The organism is Streptomyces sp. ALI-76-A (assembly GCF_030287445.1).
Classification (GTDB): domain Bacteria; phylum Actinomycetota; class Actinomycetes; order Streptomycetales; family Streptomycetaceae; genus Streptomyces.
This window is the reverse complement of sequence record NZ_JASVWB010000002.1, coordinates 1,814,086-1,832,071: the sequence shown is the minus strand read 5'-3', so window position 1 is coordinate 1,832,071 and position 17,986 is coordinate 1,814,086. Positions and strand designations below refer to the sequence as shown.

Genomic DNA, 17,986 nt, shown 5'->3' with positions numbered 1-17,986 from the left:
CTGCTTTCGCATCGCAAGAGCGGGCGCAAGTGAGGATTGGAGTATGCATGTGCGCTTCTACAGGAGCGGCGTTTCTGCGAGAGCTCGACGCCTCCCGGGCGGCGGGGCTCCTGTTCAGGTGCGGTCGATATGTACGTTCGTCGACTTCACGCGGGCGGTGGCCTCCATGCCGACCTCCAGGCCGAGTTCCTCGACGGCCTCGCGGGTCAGGAGGGAGACGAGCCGGTGCGGGCCGGCCTGGACCTCGACCTGGGCGGCGACATCGCCCAGCTTGATCGCGGTGACGATGCCGGGAAAGGCGTTGCGGGCGGACGTGTACGGCGGGTCCTCCTCACCGCTTCCGGCCTTGGCGAGCTCCACCGAGAACGCGGCCAGGTCCCGGCCGTCGATGAGGCGTCTGCCGGTGTCGTCGCGGTGGGTCGCCATCCGGCCGGCGTCCGCCCAGCGGCGCGCGGTGTCGGGGCTCACGCCGAGCAGCCGCGCTGCCTGGCCGATCGTGTAGGACTGCATGCCGGTCACGATAGGGGCGCCGGTGGGGAACCGCGGGCGTGGGGTGGCCGTTGGGTATGACGCGATATAGCGTTAGTGGGCGAGAGCGTGGTGGGTCGAGGACGGGAGTGGCGCATGCCGGTGTCGGACGGGTCGGTGCGGGGCGATGGGGTGGCCGGTGCCGCCGCGCAGCTCGCGCTGAGGGTCTCGCACGCGGACCGGGACCAGGTCGTGGAAGTGCTGCGGATCGCGGCGGGGGACGGTCGGCTGACCGCTGAGGAGCTCGACGAACGGGTGGAAGCGGCGCTGACCGCGCGCACGGCGGGTGACTTGGCCGTTCTGACGGCGGATCTGCCGACGGGAGCGGGCGTGGGCGCGGCCGGGGCCAAGGACGTCGTCCGGATCGAGCAGGAGGGCGCGTCGACGCGGCGCGGTGAGGGGTGGGTGGTGCCCCGGCGGATGGAGGTCCGTTCCACGTGGGGCGAGGTGACGCTCGACTTCACGCAGGCCGTGATCACCCACGACACGCTGCATCTCGATCTCGACATCCGCGGTGGCGCCCTGAAGGTGCTGACGCGGCCGGGGGTCGTGGTGGACACGGACGCGCTGGTGACCAACTACGCGAGGGTCAAGACGCGGCGGACGGGGGCTGCGCCGGGGGCTCCGGTGGTACTGCGTGTGATGGTGACGGGAGAGCTGAATCTCGGGCAGGTGGTGGTGCGTCCGCCGCGGTGGTTCGGCCGGTAGGAGCGCGGTGGGGCTCGGCCCGCCGACCGCCTCCCGCCGCCCCCGGCCGGCTCACCCCTGCGCCCCCGGCTCCCTCGGCTGCCCGCGGCTCACCCCGGCTCCGCAGCTCACCCCGTATGGACCCGAGGTCGGCGGGACCGGTCGGGTTCCGCCTCGCGGAGGACCTCTCGGGTGACCGGGGCGACCTCGCCCTGGCCGAAGAGGAGGAAGCGGAGGAAGTTGGCGAAGGGGTTGCCCTCGGTCCACTCGAAGTAGATGTGCGGGGTGCACCGGGTCGAGTCGCGGACGTGCAGGAGGAGGGCGGCCAGGGCGTTCGGGACGGAGGACGACTCCAGGGTCAGGACGCGGTAGCGGCCGTGCAGCACCTCGCCGCGCACCGTCAGGCCCGACTCGAACTCGGACGGGTCGAGGACGGTGACCTCGACGAAGACGAAGTCCTCGCCGGGGATGTCGTTGTCCTGGCGGATCTGTTCGATCTTGTCGCGGTACTCGGCCCTGTCCCGCTGGTCCGGCTCGTTGGCGATGAACCGTATCCTGCGGCTGGCCATGTCCCTGATGAAACGTTCCGCCATGGCGTCCAGCGTCACGCTGGTCACGCGGAGCTCGAAGGCGCGGGCCAGCCGCGACAGCAGGGAGACCAGGATGATGCCGGCGATGAAGCAGGCGCCGATCTTCACGCCGTCGGGGCGCTCGATGACGTTCATGACGGTCGTGTACAGGAACACCGCCGAGATCACCGCGAAGGCGATGGTCCGTTTCCGCTGGCCGGCCTTGCGGGCGGCGGTGGTCACCGCGACCGCGGCGGAGCTGATCAGGACCAGCACGCCGGTGGCGTAGGCGCCGCCCTGGGCGTCGACGTCCGCGTCGAAGATCCAGGTGACCAGGAAGGCGACGAGGGTGAAGACGATCACCATCGGGCGCACCGCGCGGGCCCAGTGCGGGGCCATGCCGTAGCGGGGCAGATAGCGCGGCATCAGGTTGAGCAGGCCGGCCATCGCGGAGGCGCCGGCGAACCACAGGATGGCGATGGTCGAGACGTCGTAGACCGTGCCGAAGGTGCTGCCCAGGTACGTGTGCGCCAGGTAGGCCAGGGCGCGTCCGTTGGCGGCGCCGCCCGGCTCGAACTCCTTCTCCGGGATCAGCAGCGTGGTGATGAAGCTGGTGGCGATCAGGAAGCCGCTCATGATCAGGGCGGCGGTGGTCAGCAGCTTCTTCGTGTCGCGGATCCGGCCGGCCGGTCGCTCGTCCGTGTCGTCCGCATCTCCCTGGACGTGCGGCATCACGGCCACGCCCGTCTCGAAGCCGGAGAGGCCGAGGGCGAGCTTCGGGAAGACCAGCAGGGCCACGCCGATCATGGCGAAGACGTTGCCGTGTTCGGCGGTCAGGGCGCCGGACCAGTCGGTGACGACATGGCCCGCGGTGACGATGTGCCACAGGCCGTCGAAGACCACGACGACGTTCAGTGCCAGGTAGAGGCCGACGAGGACGACCGCGACGCCGATGGCCTCCAGGAAGCCCTTGAGGAACACCGCGCCGAGCAGCGCCACCAGAATCAGCGTGATCAGCATCTGCTTGTCGTGCAGGACCCCGGTGAGGTGGGGGTTCTCGATCAGGTGGGTGGACGCGTCCGCCGCCGAGAGAGTGATGGTGATCAGGAAGTCGGTGGCGGCGAAGCCGAGCAGGGTCAGGACGAACAGCTTGCCCTTCCAGAAGGACAGCAGCCGCTCCAGCATCGCGATCGAGCCCTCACCTCGGGGGCTCTCCTCGGCCACGCGCCGGTACACGGGCAGGGCGCCCGCGAGGGTGACGATCACCAGCACGATCGTCGCCACGGGTGACAGCAGGCCGGCCGCGAGAGCGGCTATGCCCGGCTGGTAACCCAGGGTGGAGAAGTAGTCGACACCGGTCAGGCACATCACCCGCCACCAGCGTTGGCCCTGGTGGGCGGGTTGCGGTGCGGCGTGCGGTCCCTGGTGGCCGCCGCTCCTGCCCATGTCGGACAACCCCTCCAGCATCCAGGAACGCAGACGGCTGGGTGGCAGCGATTCCGTCGGGAGAGGGTGTTCCGTGGTGGCCATCGGGCGTGCTCCTGAGGTGCGGCTCAGCGTGTGGATCCGGCCATCACGCGTACGGCCGCATCAGCGTAAGCGGGGAGTGACGCCTGGGCCCGGGCGTGAGGGCGGGGAGGGCGTCAAGCTTCCGTTAAGACTGGTCTCCGGTGATCCACGGGTTGGTTCCCGGGGCCACGGGTGATCCAGGGGTGATCCGCGGGGTGGGCGGCGGGCCGCTGCGGAGCCACGGTCGCCCGCCGCTCGGCACGGGCAGGGCGCACGCGCACCGGCGACAGTCCGTTCCCTTCGAACCCCCATCCAGGAGCTCACGATGGCCGATCTGGCCTTCGTCGTCACCACGGTCGCGGTCTTCGCGCTGGTGGCCCTCGTCGCCAAGGGGGTGACGAAGCTGTGACCGCCAGAGCATCGTCGGCCCGGCCGTGGCCGTCGCCCTGCTGGGCTGTCTCGTCCTCGCCCTGCTGTTCCCGGAGAGGTTCTGAGAAGCGTCATGGGTCCCGTACTCGCCGGCGTGCTCCAGTTGCTCGCGCTCATGGGAGCGCTGGCACTGGCCTACGTCCCCCTCGGCAGCTACATGGCCAAGGTCTACTCGTCCGACCGGCACTGGCGTGCCGAGAAGTGGATCTACAAGAGCATCGGTGGCGATCCGGACACCGAGATGCGCTGGCCGGCGTATCCGCGCGGCATCCCCGCCTTCTCCGCGGCGGGCGTGCTCTTCCTGTGCCTGTTGCAGCGGGTCCAGGGTGTGCTGCCCCTGTCCCTCGACTTCAGGGCGATCGACCCGGACCAGGCGTTCAACACCGCCGCGTCCTTCGTGACCAACACCAACTGGCAGTCGTACTACGGCGAGCAGGCCATGGGCCACGTCGTGCAGACCGCCGGTCTGGCCGTGCAGAACTTCGTCTCCGCGGCCGTCGGCATGGCCGTCGCGGTGGCTCTCGTACGGGGGTTCGCCAGGTCGTCCCGTACCGGTGAACTCGGCAACTTCTGGGCGGACATGGTGCGTGGCATCACGCGTGTCCTGCTGCCGGGCGCCTTCGTCGCCGCGTTCGTGCTGGTGGCCCGCGGAGTCCTCCAGAACTTCTCCGGGATCCATGAGGTCGGGCAGTTCATGGGCGGGTCGCAGCAGTGGAACGGCGGCGCGGTCGCCTCGCAGGAGGCCATCAAGGAACTCGGCACCAACGGCGGCGGCTACTTCAACGCCAACTCGACGCATCCTTCGAGAACCCCACGCCGTTCACGAACCTCTTCGAGATCCTCCTGATGCTGGTCGTCCCGTTCTCCCTGACCCGCACCTTCGGCGTGCTCGTCGGCTCGGTCCGGCAGGGCTACGCGATCCTCACCACCATGGCCACCGTCTGGGTCGGCTTCACCGCCCTGATGATGTGGACCGAGTTCGCCCACCACGGCCCGGCGCTCCAGCTCGCGGGCGGGCGGTGGAGGGCAAGGAGGTCCGTTTCGGCATCGGCTCGTCGTCGATCTTCGCGGTGTCGACCACGCTCACCTCGACGGGCGCGGTAGAGAACTGATCGAGGGCAACCGGCTTCAGGGCAACCGGCTTCAGGGCAACCGGCTTCAGGGCAACTGACTTCAGGGCAAGTGACTTCGACGACTGACGGACGTGCGTACGCCTGCCGCGGTGGGTGCGTGACGTCTTGCCCCGCTCCCGAGAGCCACCTACAGTGCAGCTCCGTAACGTTCGCCAGATCATCCGAAAGTTTCGCCCCAGCGACGCTCGAAGGGACTGACGCGCATGCGGGCGTACGACACCCCGGTGCTCGGTGGCTTCCATCCCGACCCCAGTGTGTGCCGGGTGGGCGAGGACTACTACCTCGTCTGCTCCAGCTTCGAGTACTTCCCCGGCGTGCCGCTCTTCCACAGCCGTGACCTCGTGCACGGGCGGCAGATCGGCAACGTCCTCGACCGGCCCGGGCAACTGCCGCTGTCCGGCGACACGGTGGCCTCGGCCGGGATCCACGCCCCGACGATCCGCCACCACGACGGCCGCTTCCACATGATCACCACCAATGTCACCGGTGGCGGCAACTTCCTCGTCACCGGCGAACGTCCCGAGGGCCCCTGGTCCGACCCGGTGGGGATCGACCTGGACGGGATCGATCCCGACCTGGTGTGGGACGACGACGGATCCTGCCGGTGCGCCGTCTCCGGCGTCCGGGTCGCCCGCGTCGATCCCGCGACCGGGAAGGTACTGGAAGGGCCGCTGCCGGTCCGGTCGGGCAGCGGGGGGCAGCACCCGGAGGCGCCGCACCTCTACCGCGTCGGCGACTGGTGGTACCTGAGGCTCGCCGAGGGCGGCACCGCCCACGGCCACAGCGTCTCGATCGCCCGTGCCCGCTCCCCGCGCGGCCCCTACGAACCAGCCCCCGCCAACCCGGTCCTCACCCACCGCGGCACCGGCCTGCCGATCCAGTGCACCGGCCACGCCGATCCGGTCCAGGCACCCGACGGCACCTGGTGGATGCTGCTCCTGGGCACGCGACCCCGCGGCTTCTTCCCGTCCTCCCACGTCCTCGGCCGGGACACCTTCCTGACCCCGGTGGAGTGGGTGGACGGCTGGCCGCGGGTCGGCCCGGTGCGGGAACGGCATCCCGCGCCCCACGCCTGGCATCCCGTCCAACTCCCGCCGGAGCGCGATGCCTTCGGCGCCGGTCGGCCCACACCGCACTGGACCTCCCCGCGCGGCCGGCCGGAGGGCTCCTGGTCGCTGACCGAGCGGCCGGACCGGCTGACCCTGCATGCCGCGGGGGACAGGCTCGACCGGCCGGGCCACACCTTCGTCGGGCGCAGGCAGCATCCCGAGTGCCGTGCCGCGACCCGCCTGGACCCCTCGCGCGGCAGCCGGTTCCGCCGGGGCCGGTCACGCTGGTCGTCGAGATCGGCACGGCGTCCCCGCTGCCCCCGACCGTCACGAGTTCACGGGAACCGGCTTCCGGGATCAGGCCCGGAGGTCCCGACACGATCGCCTTCTCGATCGGGACGGAGCACGCGGGCCGGAGCGCGGACGGCAGCGCTGGAGTCGGGGGTGACAGCACGGGTGAGGCCGAGCGCGGTGAGCTGCTCGCCGAACTCGACGGCCGCCATCTGTCGACGCAGGTCGCCGGAGGATTCACCGGACGGGTGATCGGCATGTACGTGACCGAGGGCGGCGCGCCCTTCGACCGGTTCGCGTACACGCCGTCGGGCGCCTGAAGCGGCGGCTTTCCGGAGCGAGTCGACGGCGAAGTACTTCAACATTCCCCGCGTACAAGGGGTTGCCACCGTTTGACAGCTGTCTCTAGGGTGCGGGCAACAACGAACTTTCCGAATTATCTTCGAAACTTTCGAAATCAGTGGACGGGCATGCATGCGCCGTCCCGTACCCAAGGAGCGCATGATGGGCGACCCGGCACTGTCCCGCCGCGGCTTCCTGGCGGCCTCCGCCGCCGCCGGACTGGGCATGACGGCACTGAGCGGCTGCGGCGGCGACTCGGACGGAGGGTCGTCGGGGACGACCACCGTCGAGTGGTGGAACATCTCCACCACGCAGCCGACCAAGGACGTCTGGGCCTCCCTCGCCAAGAAGTTCGAGGCCCAGAACCCCAACGTCAAGATAAAGATCGTCCAGTTGGAGAACGACGCCTACAAGTCGAAGATGACGGCGCTGACCGCCTCCGGGAAGCTGCCCGACATCTTCCACACCTGGGGCGGCGGCGTCCTGAAGCAGCAGGTGGACGCCGGGCTGGTCGAGGACCTCACGGACCGGACCAAGCCCTGGTCCGACGGCCTGCTGTCGGTCGCGAAGGAACCGTATCTGCTCGACGAGAAGGTGTACGGCATCCCGTTCGACATCGGCATGATCGGCTTCTGGTACAACAAGGCGCTCTTCGAGCGGGCCGGCGTCAGCACGCCCCCGACCACCTGGAGCGGTTTCCTCGACGCCGTGGGCAAGCTGAAGGCCAAGGGCATCACCCCCATCGCCCTCGCGGGCAAGGAGAAGTGGCCCGGCATGTACTACTGGGCCTACCTCGCCATGCGCGCGGCGGGCGCGGAGGCCCTGCAGAAGGCCAACGAGGACCAGGACTTCACCGGGGCCGACTTCGTCACGGCGGGCGAGCACCTCAAGGAACTCGTGGACCTCCAGCCGTTCCAGAAGGGCTTCCTCAACGCCGCCTACTCCACCCCGAGCGGCCAGGCCGCGGCCGTCGGCAACGGCAAGGCCGCGATGGAACTCATGGGCCAGTGGGCCCCGGTGGTCCAGGCGGACGTGGGCAAGGGACTCGGGGACGACCTCGGCTTCTTCCCTTTCCCCGAGATCGAGGGTGGCAAGGGCGCCCTCACCGAGGTGTTCGGCGGCGGCGGTGGGCACGCCCTGCGCAGGGACGCCCCGCAGGCGGCCGTCGACTTCCTGAAGTTCTTCGCCTCCGAGGCGACCGACATCGAGCTGGTCAAGAAGACCGGCGTCCTGCCGGTGGTCCCGGCCGCCGAGAGCGCCATCACCGACCCCAACACCAAGGCCGTTCAGACGCAGTTGAAGGGGGCCACCGGCTTCCAGCTCTACCTCGACCAGGCGTACGCCCCCGCCCTCGGCCAGGAGGTCAACGACAGCGTGGCCGCCCTCGTGGCCGGCTCCAAGTCCCCCGAGCAGGTCACCGAGTCGCTCACCAAGACCGCGAAGGAAGAGCAGTAGCCGGCGATGACCTCCACGTTCCTTCCGGACAAGCGGACCGGGCCCGACGTCGACCCGCCGCCCCCGGCCGCCGCCGCGGCCCGGGGGCGGGCCCGGCGCCGTGCGCTCAACTGGCTCACCGCGATGGGTTTCCAGCTGCCCGCCCTGGTGCTGTTCATCGGCCTCGTGCTGCTGCCGATGCTGTTCGCCCTGTACGCCGCGTTCTTCCGCTGGGGCGGCTTCGGCATGCCCTCCGACTACATCGGCGTCGACAACTTCACCCGGCTCTTCGACGACCCGGTGTTCCTGGGCGACCTGTGGCGCTGTCTGGTCCTGGTCGTGCTGTCGCTGGTGCTGCAACTGCCGTTCGCGCTCGCCATGGCCGTGCTGCTGAACCAGCGGATGCGGGGCCGTGCCGTCTACCGGATGCTGTTCTTCGCGCCCTACATCCTGTCCGAGGCCATCACCGGCGTGCTGTTCGCCATGATCTTCGCCCCGGACGACGGACTCGCCGACCAGGTCCTGGGCAGTGTGGGCCTGGACGGGCTCGGCGGGACCTGGTTCGCCGACCCCTCCACCGTCATGGCGACCCTCTTCATCGTCATGACCTGGAAGTACTTCGGCTTCCACATGATGCTCTGCCTGGCCGGACTCCAGTCCATCCCGGCCGAGTTGAACGAGGCGGCGCTCATCGACGGCGCGAGCCCCTGGCAGCGCTTCCGCAACGTCACCCTGCCCCTGATCGCACCCACCCTGCGCATCAGCGTGTTCCTGTCCGTCATCGGCTCGATCCAGCTCTTCGACCTGGTGTGGGTGATCACCCAGGGCGGCCCCGACCACCACTCCGAGACCATGGCCGTGACCATGTTCCAGTACGGCTTCAAGCGCTACCAGGTCGGCTACGCCAGCGCGATCAGCGTGGTCATGTTCGGCATCAGCCTCGTCTTCGCCCTCGCCTACCAGCGGTTCGTGCTCCGCCGCGACCTCGAAGGAGCGACCACGACCATGCGAGGAGGCGGGAAGTGACACTCGCTCAGCACACGCGTCCACCGCGGACGCCCACGGGCAAGCCGGCTCGCCGCGGGAAGGGCCGGCGCACCCTGCCGATGCACGTCGTCCTCGTCGTCGTCGGCGCGGTGATGGCCGTACCCCTGCTCTACGCGGTCATCTCCGGTTTCAAGTCCACCGACCAGCTCTCCCGCAACCCGATCGGGCTGCCGGACCCCTGGGTGACCTCCAACTACACCGGCATCCTCGGCTCGGGCGCCTTCTGGCAACTCGTCGGCAGCAGCACGCTCATCGCGATCGGGACGACCGTCCTCGTCGTCGCCGCCTCCGCGCTCGCCGCGTTCTCCTTCGCCCGGTTCGCCTTCCGGGGGCGGGAGTTCCTGTTCACCCTGTTCACGATGGGGCTGATGTTCCCCTTCGCGGTGGCGGCGCTACCCCTGTTCCTGCTGCTGCGCTCGCTGGGGCTGCTGGACAATCCGCTGGGCGTGATCCTGCCGCAGGCCGCGTTCGGGCTGCCGATGACGATCATCATCCTGCGCGGGTTCTTCCGGCAGATCCCGGGCGAGCTGGAGGAGGCGGCCACGCTCGACGGGTGCACACCGCTCGGGTTCTTCTGGCGAGTCCTGCTGCCCATGGCGCGGCCCGCGCTCGGCACCGTCTCGGTGCTCGCGGTGGTCACCAGCTGGAACAACTTCTTCCTGCCGCTGCTGGTGTTCACCGACTCCACGTGGTGGACCATCCCGATCGGTGTGCAGCAGTTCCAGGGCCAGTACTCCGCGGAGTACGCCAAGGTCTTCGCCTACCTGGTGCTGGCCATGGTGCCCGCCCTCGCCTTCTACTCGGTCGCCGAGCGCCAGCTCGTCGGCGGCCTCACCGCGGGCGCCACGAAGGGATGACCGGCGCCCGCGCCCGTACGGCTCACCCACACCCCCGACCGTGAGGAGTCGCACCATGCCCACCACGACCATCCGCTCCCGCTCCCGCCTCAGACTCGCCGGTGCTCTCGCGACCGTCCTGGTCGCCGCCGGGGTCGCCACCGGACCGACCGCCCAGGCCGGCGAAGAGCACGGCACGCCGCACGGTCAGCGGGCCACCCTCGCCGACCTCGCACAGCGCCACGGCCGCTACTTCGGCAGCGCCACCGACAACCCCGAACTCACCGACGAGCCCTACAAGGCCATCCTCGGCAGCGAGTTCGACCAGATCACCCCCGGCAACGGCATGAAGTGGTACGCCACCGAGCCCGAACAGGGCGTCTTCGACTGGTCCAAGGGCGACGAGATCGTGGACCTCGCCCGGGCCAACCACCAGAAGGTGCGCGGGCACACGCTCGTCTGGCACAGTCAGCTGCCCGACTGGCTCACCGGCCGCGAGTGGACTCCGGCCGAACTGCGGGCCGTACTGAAGAAGCACATCCAGGCTGAGGTACGGCACTACCGGGGCAAGGTCTTCGCCTGGGACGTCGTCAACGAGGCGTTCAACGAGGACGGCACCTACCGCGAGACGATCTTCTACAACACGCTCGGCCCCGGCTACATCGCCGACGCGCTGCGCTGGGCCCGCCAGGCCGACCCGAAGGTCAAGCTCTACCTGAACGACTACAACATCGAGGCGATCGGCCCGAAGAGCGACGCCTACTACAGGCTGGCCCAGGAGCTCAAGGCCCAGGGCGTTCCGCTCGACGGCATCGGCCTCCAGGCCCATCTGGCGCTCCAGTACGGCTATCCGACCACCCTGGAGGACAACCTCCGCCGCTTCTCCCGGCTCGGCCTGGACACCTCCCTGACCGAGGTGGACATCCGCATGTACCTGCCCGCGGACGAGGCGAAGCTGGCCACGCAGGCCCAGTGGTACCGGGACCTGACCGAGGCGTGCCTCGCGGTGCGCCGCTGCGTCGGCATCACGCTGTGGGACTACACGGACAAGTACTCGTGGATCCCGGCGTTCTTCGAGGGGGAGGGCGCGGCCCTGCCGTGGGACGAGCAACTGGCTCCGAAGCCGGCGTACTTCGCGATCAGGAAGGCGCTGAGGTGAGGCGCTGAACCGAGCCGCCGAACGGGGCAGGGACCCGTTCCCGGGCGCCGGCGAGGGGGGTGCCCGGGAACGTGGGTGCAGGGGCCGGCCGAGCACGTGGGCGTCGAGGTCCCGGCCGGGAACACGGACGTCGACGCCGGCCGTGAACGCCGGCGTCGTGGACGCGTGGGAGTCAAGGCCCCGGCCGTGAACACCGGCGTCGTGGGACGCGTGAGCGTCACGGCCCCGGCCGGAAACGTGGCCGTCGACGTCGGCCGGGAATCCGTGACTACGCCGTGGCCACCGGTGCCGTGCTGGCCCTGACCACCAGCTCGGTGCCGAGTTCCACCCGCGGCGAGTCCGGCCGCTCGTCGCGGGTCAGCCGCAGCACCGTGCGGGCGGCCAGCGTGCCCATGTCGGCGAGCGGCTGGCGGATCGTCGTGAGCGGCGGGGCGGACCAGCGAACCTCCGGAAGATCGTCGAAACCGACCACGCTCATGTCCTCCGGCACTCTGAGGCCCCGCCGCCGCAGCGCCTCGATCGCGCCGAGCGCCATCTGGTCGCTGGCCGCGAACAGGGCGGTCGGCGGCTCGGCCAGGTCCAGCAGGGCGTTGCAGCCGGTGAAGCCGGACTCCGGGTGGAAGTCGCCGGGCACGACGAGCGTGTCGTCCACCGTGAGGCCGGCGCCCTCCAGGGCGGCCCGGTAGCCGTCGAAGCGGGCCCGGGAGCACAGCAGCCGGGGCGGACCGGCGATCAGGCCGATCCTGCGGTGCCCCAGGGACAGCAGGTGTTCGGTGGCCGCCAGTCCGCCCGACCAGTTGGCGGCGCCGACGGTCGGCACGTCGAGAGCGGGGGAGCCGGCCGGGTCGACGACCACCAGGGGCACGCCGAGGATGCGCAACTCCTGGTGCAGCACGGGCTCCAGCGTCGAGGTGACCAGGATGACGCCGTCGGAGGCGCGGGCCCGCAGATTGCGCAGCCACTCCCGGGCGTCGCCGGCGCGCCCGTGGATCGCCGACACCACGGTGCCCACCCCGGCCGCGTGCGCGACCTCCTCGACCCCCCGGATGATCTCCACCGCCCACGGGCTGTCGAGGTCGTCGAAGACGAGGTCGAGCAGGGCGGCGCGAGTGCCGGGGGCGGCGGGGCGCTTGCGGTAGCCGTGCCGTTGCAGCAGGTCCTCGACCCGGGCCCGGGTCCGCGGCGAGACGTCGGAGCGGCCGTTGACGACCCGGGACACGGTCGGCACCGAGACCCCGGCCCGCCGGGCGATCTCCGTGATCGTGACCTTGCCCCGCGCCTCGGGCGCCGGCCCGGCGTCGGCCTCGCGTGCTGCCACTTCCCCACCTCCGTCGACGGGTGCCCCGCCGGCCCCTGCTCACCGGGCGAGCTCTCGAAACTTCCAGGAGTCTTCCGGAAGGAGGGCGACCGTGGGAAGAGGCCACGCCCGGAACCCCCTGAGGGACCGGAGCCCGCACGGGGGACTACGGGGAGTGACCGCCGCCGGACATGCGTCGGGGCCGGTGCGCGGTCGATGCCGCGAGCCGGCCCCTCGGTACTCCGGGCAGAGCGAGGGCCCCTGGCGGGCCGGGCGGAGCGATGGCCGCCCGGGCAGGCTCAGGCGGCCGTCATCACCTGGCCGGCCAGCGGACGGTGCGGGGCGATGACCCGGCCGTCCGGCAGGAGCTCACCGGTGTCCTCGAAGAGGAGGACGCCGTTGCACAGCAGGCTCCACCCCTGTTCCGGGTGGTGCGCCACGAGACGGGCGGACTCCCGGTCGGCGGACTCGGCTGTCGGGCACGGCGGCTGGTGCTGGCACATTGATGGGATCTTTCGCTCTGTCGTGACGGATGAGATGGCTGTCGTGTCTGATCCGCGGCTTGAAGCGTCGTTCATGGCCGCCCCCCGTTGTGATAAGTCGGTCGGAACCCAGTGTTGCCCTACGGGCGTCAATCCGCAGGGATTTCGCGGCACCACTCCTCACAGGTTGAGGACGCGTCACCCGCGCGGACGGTTCACCCCAACTGCACTGTCTCTTTGGGTGGTTCACAGTGGCCTGATAGGGCTAGTCCGGACGGGATTAGCCCCGCCTCCGGCTCGTACGAGCCGTAAAGTGCTCGTACGAGCGAAAGAGGCACCCGGTATCCCGGTCCGAGCCTATAGGGATCGGAATCAGCGTCGTACCCCGCCACCGGGAAATTCCGGTGCGGGGTACGAAGGCCGCCGGGGCGGGGGAATTCAGGCGGGCGAGCTGAGCAGGGGTGCGGGAGTCACCCGATGGGTGAGCACCGGGAGCAGATCGGCCACCCGGTGCGGGCGGTGGGCCGCGATGCCGGGCGGGGCGGGGGCCAGCGGGACGAGCAGGTCCGTCGCGGCGGGATGGCCCACCGCGCCGTCGGCGGTGCACTCGCCGTGCAGCCACAGCGTCAGCATGTACAGGCCGGGTACCGACAGCAGACGCGGCTGGTAGGGCTGGGCGACGGTCTCGGCCTGGCGCAGCGCGCGCTCGGTCGAGGCGATGTAGGGGCCCTCGAAGAAGCGGGAGAACGCCCATCCGTCGGCGGTCAGCATGGTCTCTGCCGCGGCCACCACGCGGTCGCCGCAGCGGATCATGAAACGCCAGCCGGCCAGCCGGGTGACGGGGACGCCCGCTGCGTCGATCCCGTCCAGGACGTGCACGGGCAGCGGCAGCTCGGGGGTGGCGGGCCCCTGGGCGTGCAGCAGGGAGGGAGTTCGGGCCTCGCGGACCGCGGTGGGCGAGCCGAGGGCGGTGAGGACGGATCGAAGGGCTGGCGCGGGAGCCGGGGGGACATGCAGCGGCATGGTGGGTCGCCTCTCATTCGACAGGCACAGTGGCGCGAGGGCGGGGCGGGGCGGACGGCGCTGTCAGCTCACGAGGCACGAGAGGCGGGGGCCATGACCCGGCGAACCGGGGATGCGGGTGAGGGCCTGCCGCAGATCACCTGACGGCAGGATCGAGGGCCGCGGGCGCCAGCCTTCTGCCTTGTTCGCGGAGTTTATACGACATATGTTCACACAGTGTTTCGTCTAGCCGCTTTCGGTGAGTCCGGCAAGAGTTCAATCGGTCGCTGATTCGCGGGAATCATCCCGATTCCAAGGCGTTCGCACGGCGATGACCTCGGGTAATGGCCGGAGAGCGGACGGCCCATTCTTGTCGGCGTTTTTCACGAGTTCCACTGGGAACTCGAAACTGCACGGTGCGCCATGCCTGGCGAATGTGCCACCGGTCACATCCGCAAGAGTAGCGGCTGTCCGGTCCGCCCGGGACGTTATCGATCGTCTTGGCGGGGCATCATCCCACCTGACCCGCACACCGGCGGCCGGCTCGACGGCCCGCCCGATCAAGGAGGACGCTCCCATGGGGGAGAAGGTCGTGGCAGGGCAGTTCGACCTGTCCGATCGCCAGCGCTACCGCGACAAGCTCCGGCAGTGTCTGTCGGTGCTCGAGCGACTCCTGGCCGAGGAGCGGTTCGACCGCCCGAAGAACCTGATGGGGCTGGAGATCGAATTGAATCTCACCGGCCCCGACGGTATGCCGAAAATGCTCAATGCGCAGGTGCTCGAACGCATCGCCAGCCGCGATTTCCAAACAGAACTCGCCATGTTCAACCTGGAAGTCAACATAGCCCCACACCGCTTGGGCGGCCGGGTATTCGACCAGCTCGCGGAGGAACTCCGCACCTCACTGGCGTACGCCGACCGGAAAGCGAACGAGGTCGACGCGGGCATCGTGATGATCGGTATTCTGCCGACGCTCGACCGGGACGACCTGGTCTCCTCCAACCTGTCCGACGTCGACCGCTACGCGCTGCTCAACGACCAGATCGTGGCCGCCCGCGGAGAGGACTTCGCCCTCGACATCGACGGCGTGGAGCGTCTGACGTGCACCTCCCGGTCCATCGCGCCCGAAGCCGCCTGCACCTCGGTGCAGCTCCACCTCCAGGTCACCCCGGGCCGGTTCGCCGATGTGTGGAACGCCGCCCAGGCCGTCGCCGCCGCGCAGATCGCCGTGGGCGCCAACTCGCCGTTCCTGTTCGGCCGCGAGCTGTGGCGCGAGTCCCGTCCGCCGCTGTTCCAGCAGTCCACCGACACCCGCCCGCCCGAGCTCCAGGCCCAGGGCGTGCGCCCGCGGACCTGGTTCGGCGAGCGCTGGATCTCCTCCGCGTACGACCTCTTCGAGGAGAACCTGCGCTACTACCCGGCCCTGCTGCCGATCTGCGACGACGAGAACCCCGTGGAGGTCTTCGACAAGGGGGGCGCTCCGAAGCTGGCCGAGCTCGTCCTGCACAACGGGACCGTCTACCGCTGGAACCGCCCGGTCTACGACATCGCCGACGGCGTCCCGCACCTGCGCGTCGAGAACCGCGTGCTGCCCGCCGGGCCGACCATCACCGACGTCCTCGCCAACGCGGCCTTCTACTACGGCGTCGTCCGCGCCCTCGCCGAGGAGTCACGTCCGGTGTGGACCCGGCTGCCGTTCGAGGCCGCCGCCGCCAACTTCGACGCCGCGTGCCGGCACGGCATCGACGCCCGCCTCACCTGGCCCCGGCGCGGTCGCCACGGCGGCACGGCCGAGATCGACGCCGTCAGCCTCGTCCGCGACGAACTGCTGCCGCTCGCCGAGGCCGGACTGGAGGCGTGGGGGGTCGAGGCCGCCGACCGGGACTTCTACCTCGGTGTGATCGAGGAGCGGTGCCGGCGCCGGGTCAACGGCGCGTCCTGGCAGACCGCGACCTTCCACCGGGCGCTGGAGGCCGGGATGTCACGCGACGCGGCGCTGGCCGCCACCACCCGTCGGTACCGTGACCTGATGCACAAGGGAGAGCCCGTGCACACCTGGCCCGTGGGGCTGCCCGAGCCGGTGCCGCTGGGGTGACCCGACCGGGGCCGCCGCCGCCCGTCCCCTGCCGATCGGGCAAGCTGTGATGTCCCAGGACCGTGGTGCCCTCCCTGTTGCCTGTCGACCGTCGTGCCGGGATCCGGCCGTACGGCACGCAGAAGCGGGGGGCGCGCTCCGGCGGGACAACTCAACTGGAGGCAGGTGTGCAGTCGGAGGCGGGCCCGGTGGCCGATTCCGTTCCCCCGGAGCGGCTTTCGCGACGGATGTACCGGGACGAGACCCTGCTCGTTCTGGGGCTCTCGCTCGGTGCGAGCGGTGTGTCGGCCCTGATCAGCTTTGTCGGGTCGGTCACCAGGCCGGGGGGTCTGAAGGACCAGGCGGCCACCCTCAACGCCTCGGCCGCGCCCGGCCGTCCGTGGCTCGATCTCGCCTGGCAGCTGTTCGGTATCACCTCGGCGCTGGTGCCGGTGGCGCTGGTCGCGCACTTCCTGCTGCGTGAGGGGCGGGGACTGGGGACCCTCGGCTTCGACCACACCCGGCCCTGGCCGGACCTGGGCCGCGGGGCCGCCGTGGCGGCGGTGATCGGCAGCAGCGGCATCGCCTTCTACCTGGCCGCACGCGGATTCGGCTTCAACCTCACCGTGGTGCCCGAGGCGCTGCCGGACGTGTGGTGGAAGTATCCCGTGCTGATCCTGTCGGCGATGCAGAACGCGATCCTCGAAGAGGTCATCGTGGTCGGCTATCTCCTGCGCCGCCTGGGCCAGTTGGGCTGGTCCCCCGGCGCGGCCCTGCTGGCCAGTTCCGTCCTGCGCGGCTCGTACCACCTCTACCAGGGCGTCGGCGGGTTCATCGGGAACATGGTGATGGGCGTGGTGTTCGTCTACCTGTACCGCCGCTGGGGCCGGGTGGGACCGCTGGTGGTCGCGCACTCCCTGCTCGACATCGGGGCGTTCGTCGGTTACGCCCTGCTGGCCGGCAAGGTCGGGTGGCTGCCGACGGCCTGAGGCCGCTCAAGAGGGGCGTACGACCATCTCGTACGCCCCTTTTTAGGTACGTCCTTCTTGTTGCGTGCTTCGCTACGTCTCCTCCCGCACCGCTCAGGCGAGCAGCTCGCCCTCGATGACGGTGACCGCGCGGCCGCTCAGCAGGGTGCGGTCGCCCCGCAGCTCGGTGTGGACGCGGCCGGAGCGGGCGGAGGCCTGAAGTCCGGTGAGTTCGGCGCGGCCGAGGCGCTCGGACCAGAACGGGGCGAGAGCCGTGTGGGCGCTGCCGGTCACGGGGTCCTCGTCGATGCCGATGTTCGGGAAGAAGCAGCGGGAGACGAAGTCGTACCCTCGGCCCGGGTCCTCGGCGCGGGCGGTGGCGATGATGCCGCGCTCGGAGTAGGCGCCCAGCGCCTTGAGGTCGGGCTTCAGCGCGTGGACCGTCTTCTCGTCCGCGACCTCGACCAGCAGGTCGCCGATGTTCGATCCGGTGTCGAACGTGCTGAGCGGCTCGGCGCCGAGGGCCTCGGCCACGCCGTCGGGCAGGTCGACGCGGGTGAGCGGGGCAGTCGGGAAGTCCAGGGTGATCGAGCCGTCCTCGCGGGGCGTGGCGATCAGGACGCCGCTGCGGGTGGCGAACCGCACCGGGCCCTGGTGGGCGCCGGTGGTGCGCAGCACGTGGGCCGTGGCCAGCGTGGCATGCCCGCACATGGCGACCTCGGCGGCGGGTGTGAACCAGCGCAGCGCCCAGTCGGCCTCACGGCCCTCGGGCAGAGGGTGGGCGAACGCGGTCTCGGCGTGATTGACCTCCAGGGCGACCTGCTGGAGCCGGTCGTCGTCCGGGAAGGCGTCGAGGAGCAGGACCCCGGCCGGGTTGCCGGCGAAGGGGCGGTCGGTGAAGGCGTCGACGATTCGGATACGCATGGCCCGAAGCTAGAGGGTCGTCGGAGCCGTCGGCCAAGGCCAATGCGGAGTTGGTGGCCCCCTGCGGCCCGCCCCCGCCCCCGCCCCCGCCGACGGCTTCGACGGGGGCGGGGGCGGCATCCGCGCGTCGGGGCAGGCGCTGAGACGTGATCCTCCGCGTGGCGGCGACCTCGCCTACGACGGCACCCACGCCTGAGCGACTCGTGCCGCACCCGGCCGAGGCGCC

The 17,986-nt window shown here is 70.5% G+C and carries 16 protein-coding genes and 1 pseudogene; 11 read left to right on the top strand and 6 right to left on the bottom strand.

Annotated elements, in window-relative coordinates:
- Positions 1 to 114: 114 nt before the first annotated feature.
- A complete protein-coding gene (locus tag QQS16_RS09210; protein WP_286061137.1) occupies positions 115 to 510 on the bottom strand; it encodes a TOBE domain-containing protein in 396 nt (131 codons plus the stop codon).
- Positions 511 to 624: 114 nt separating this feature from the next.
- On the opposite strand from QQS16_RS09210, the gene QQS16_RS09205 reads away from it, so the two are divergent.
- Positions 625 to 1,236, top strand: a complete 612-nt coding sequence (locus tag QQS16_RS09205) for a DUF1707 SHOCT-like domain-containing protein (protein WP_286061136.1) — start codon at positions 625 to 627, stop codon at positions 1,234 to 1,236.
- A 107-nt stretch (positions 1,237 to 1,343) separates the two neighbouring features.
- On the opposite strand, the gene QQS16_RS09200 is transcribed toward QQS16_RS09205, so the two are convergent.
- A complete protein-coding gene (locus QQS16_RS09200; RefSeq protein ID WP_286061135.1) occupies positions 1,344 to 3,314 on the bottom strand; it encodes an APC family permease in 1,971 nt (656 codons plus the stop codon).
- Between the two features lie 398 nt (positions 3,315 to 3,712).
- On the opposite strand from QQS16_RS09200, the gene kdpF reads away from it, so the two are divergent.
- From kdpF to QQS16_RS09165, 8 genes and pseudogenes are all read left to right on the top strand, one after another.
- Positions 3,713 to 3,787 (top strand): K(+)-transporting ATPase subunit F, encoded by a 75-nt coding sequence (kdpF, locus tag QQS16_RS09195; protein WP_286066265.1) that lies wholly within the window; start codon positions 3,713 to 3,715, stop codon positions 3,785 to 3,787.
- Positions 3,788 to 3,795: 8 nt separating this feature from the next.
- Positions 3,796 to 4,831, top strand: a pseudogene (locus QQS16_RS09190) (potassium-transporting ATPase subunit KdpA); the annotation flags it as partial.
- A 227-nt stretch (positions 4,832 to 5,058) separates the two neighbouring features.
- On the top strand, positions 5,059 to 6,447 hold the full coding sequence (locus tag QQS16_RS09185) for a glycoside hydrolase family 43 protein (RefSeq protein WP_502963776.1): 1,389 nt from the start codon (positions 5,059 to 5,061) through the stop codon (positions 6,445 to 6,447).
- On the top strand, positions 6,408 to 6,515 hold the full coding sequence (locus tag QQS16_RS43920; RefSeq protein ID WP_502963896.1) for a hypothetical protein: 108 nt from the start codon (positions 6,408 to 6,410) through the stop codon (positions 6,513 to 6,515). The genes QQS16_RS09185 and QQS16_RS43920 overlap by 40 nt, the downstream gene beginning before the upstream one ends.
- Positions 6,516 to 6,699: 184 nt before the next feature.
- The gene (locus QQS16_RS09180; protein WP_286066264.1) at positions 6,700 to 7,992 is read left to right on the top strand and encodes an extracellular solute-binding protein; all 1,293 of its coding nucleotides are present in this window, start codon (positions 6,700 to 6,702) and stop codon (positions 7,990 to 7,992) included.
- 6 nt (positions 7,993 to 7,998) lie between these two features.
- Positions 7,999 to 8,997 (top strand): carbohydrate ABC transporter permease, encoded by a 999-nt coding sequence (locus QQS16_RS09175; RefSeq protein ID WP_286061134.1) that lies wholly within the window; start codon positions 7,999 to 8,001, stop codon positions 8,995 to 8,997.
- A gap of 80 nt (positions 8,998 to 9,077) precedes the next feature.
- Positions 9,078 to 9,875 carry a carbohydrate ABC transporter permease gene (locus tag QQS16_RS09170; RefSeq protein ID WP_286066263.1) on the top strand — a complete coding sequence of 266 codons (798 nt, stop codon included), beginning with the start codon at positions 9,078 to 9,080 and terminating at the stop codon, positions 9,873 to 9,875.
- Positions 9,876 to 9,930: 55 nt separating this feature from the next.
- A complete protein-coding gene (locus tag QQS16_RS09165) occupies positions 9,931 to 11,013 on the top strand; it encodes an endo-1,4-beta-xylanase (RefSeq protein WP_286061133.1) in 1,083 nt (360 codons plus the stop codon).
- A gap of 268 nt (positions 11,014 to 11,281) precedes the next feature.
- Here the strand turns inward: QQS16_RS09165 and QQS16_RS09160 are convergent, their stop codons facing one another.
- The 3 genes from QQS16_RS09160 to QQS16_RS09150 form a co-directional block, all read right to left on the bottom strand.
- Positions 11,282 to 12,331, bottom strand: coding sequence for a LacI family DNA-binding transcriptional regulator (locus QQS16_RS09160; protein ID WP_286061132.1), 1,050 nt, complete (start codon positions 12,329 to 12,331; stop codon positions 11,282 to 11,284).
- Between the two features lie 278 nt (positions 12,332 to 12,609).
- Positions 12,610 to 12,813: a DUF5999 family protein gene (locus QQS16_RS09155; RefSeq protein WP_286061131.1), complete on the bottom strand. Its 204-nt coding sequence runs from the start codon at positions 12,811 to 12,813 to the stop codon at positions 12,610 to 12,612.
- Positions 12,814 to 13,230: 417 nt separating this feature from the next.
- Positions 13,231 to 13,815, bottom strand: coding sequence for a hypothetical protein (locus QQS16_RS09150; RefSeq protein ID WP_286061130.1), 585 nt, complete (start codon positions 13,813 to 13,815; stop codon positions 13,231 to 13,233).
- 556 nt (positions 13,816 to 14,371) lie between these two features.
- On the opposite strand from QQS16_RS09150, the gene QQS16_RS09145 reads away from it, so the two are divergent.
- Together QQS16_RS09145 and QQS16_RS09140 are read left to right on the top strand one after the other, a co-directional pair.
- Positions 14,372 to 15,889, top strand: a complete 1,518-nt coding sequence (locus QQS16_RS09145) for a glutamate-cysteine ligase family protein (protein ID WP_286061129.1) — start codon at positions 14,372 to 14,374, stop codon at positions 15,887 to 15,889.
- 167 nt (positions 15,890 to 16,056) lie between these two features.
- Positions 16,057 to 16,857: a CPBP family intramembrane glutamic endopeptidase gene (locus QQS16_RS09140; protein ID WP_286061128.1), complete on the top strand. Its 801-nt coding sequence runs from the start codon at positions 16,057 to 16,059 to the stop codon at positions 16,855 to 16,857.
- A 93-nt stretch (positions 16,858 to 16,950) separates the two neighbouring features.
- Here QQS16_RS09140 and QQS16_RS09135 read toward each other — a convergent pair whose 3' ends face one another.
- On the bottom strand, positions 16,951 to 17,760 hold the full coding sequence (locus QQS16_RS09135; protein ID WP_286061127.1) for a PhzF family phenazine biosynthesis protein: 810 nt from the start codon (positions 17,758 to 17,760) through the stop codon (positions 16,951 to 16,953).
- Positions 17,761 to 17,986: the final 226 nt, after the last annotated feature.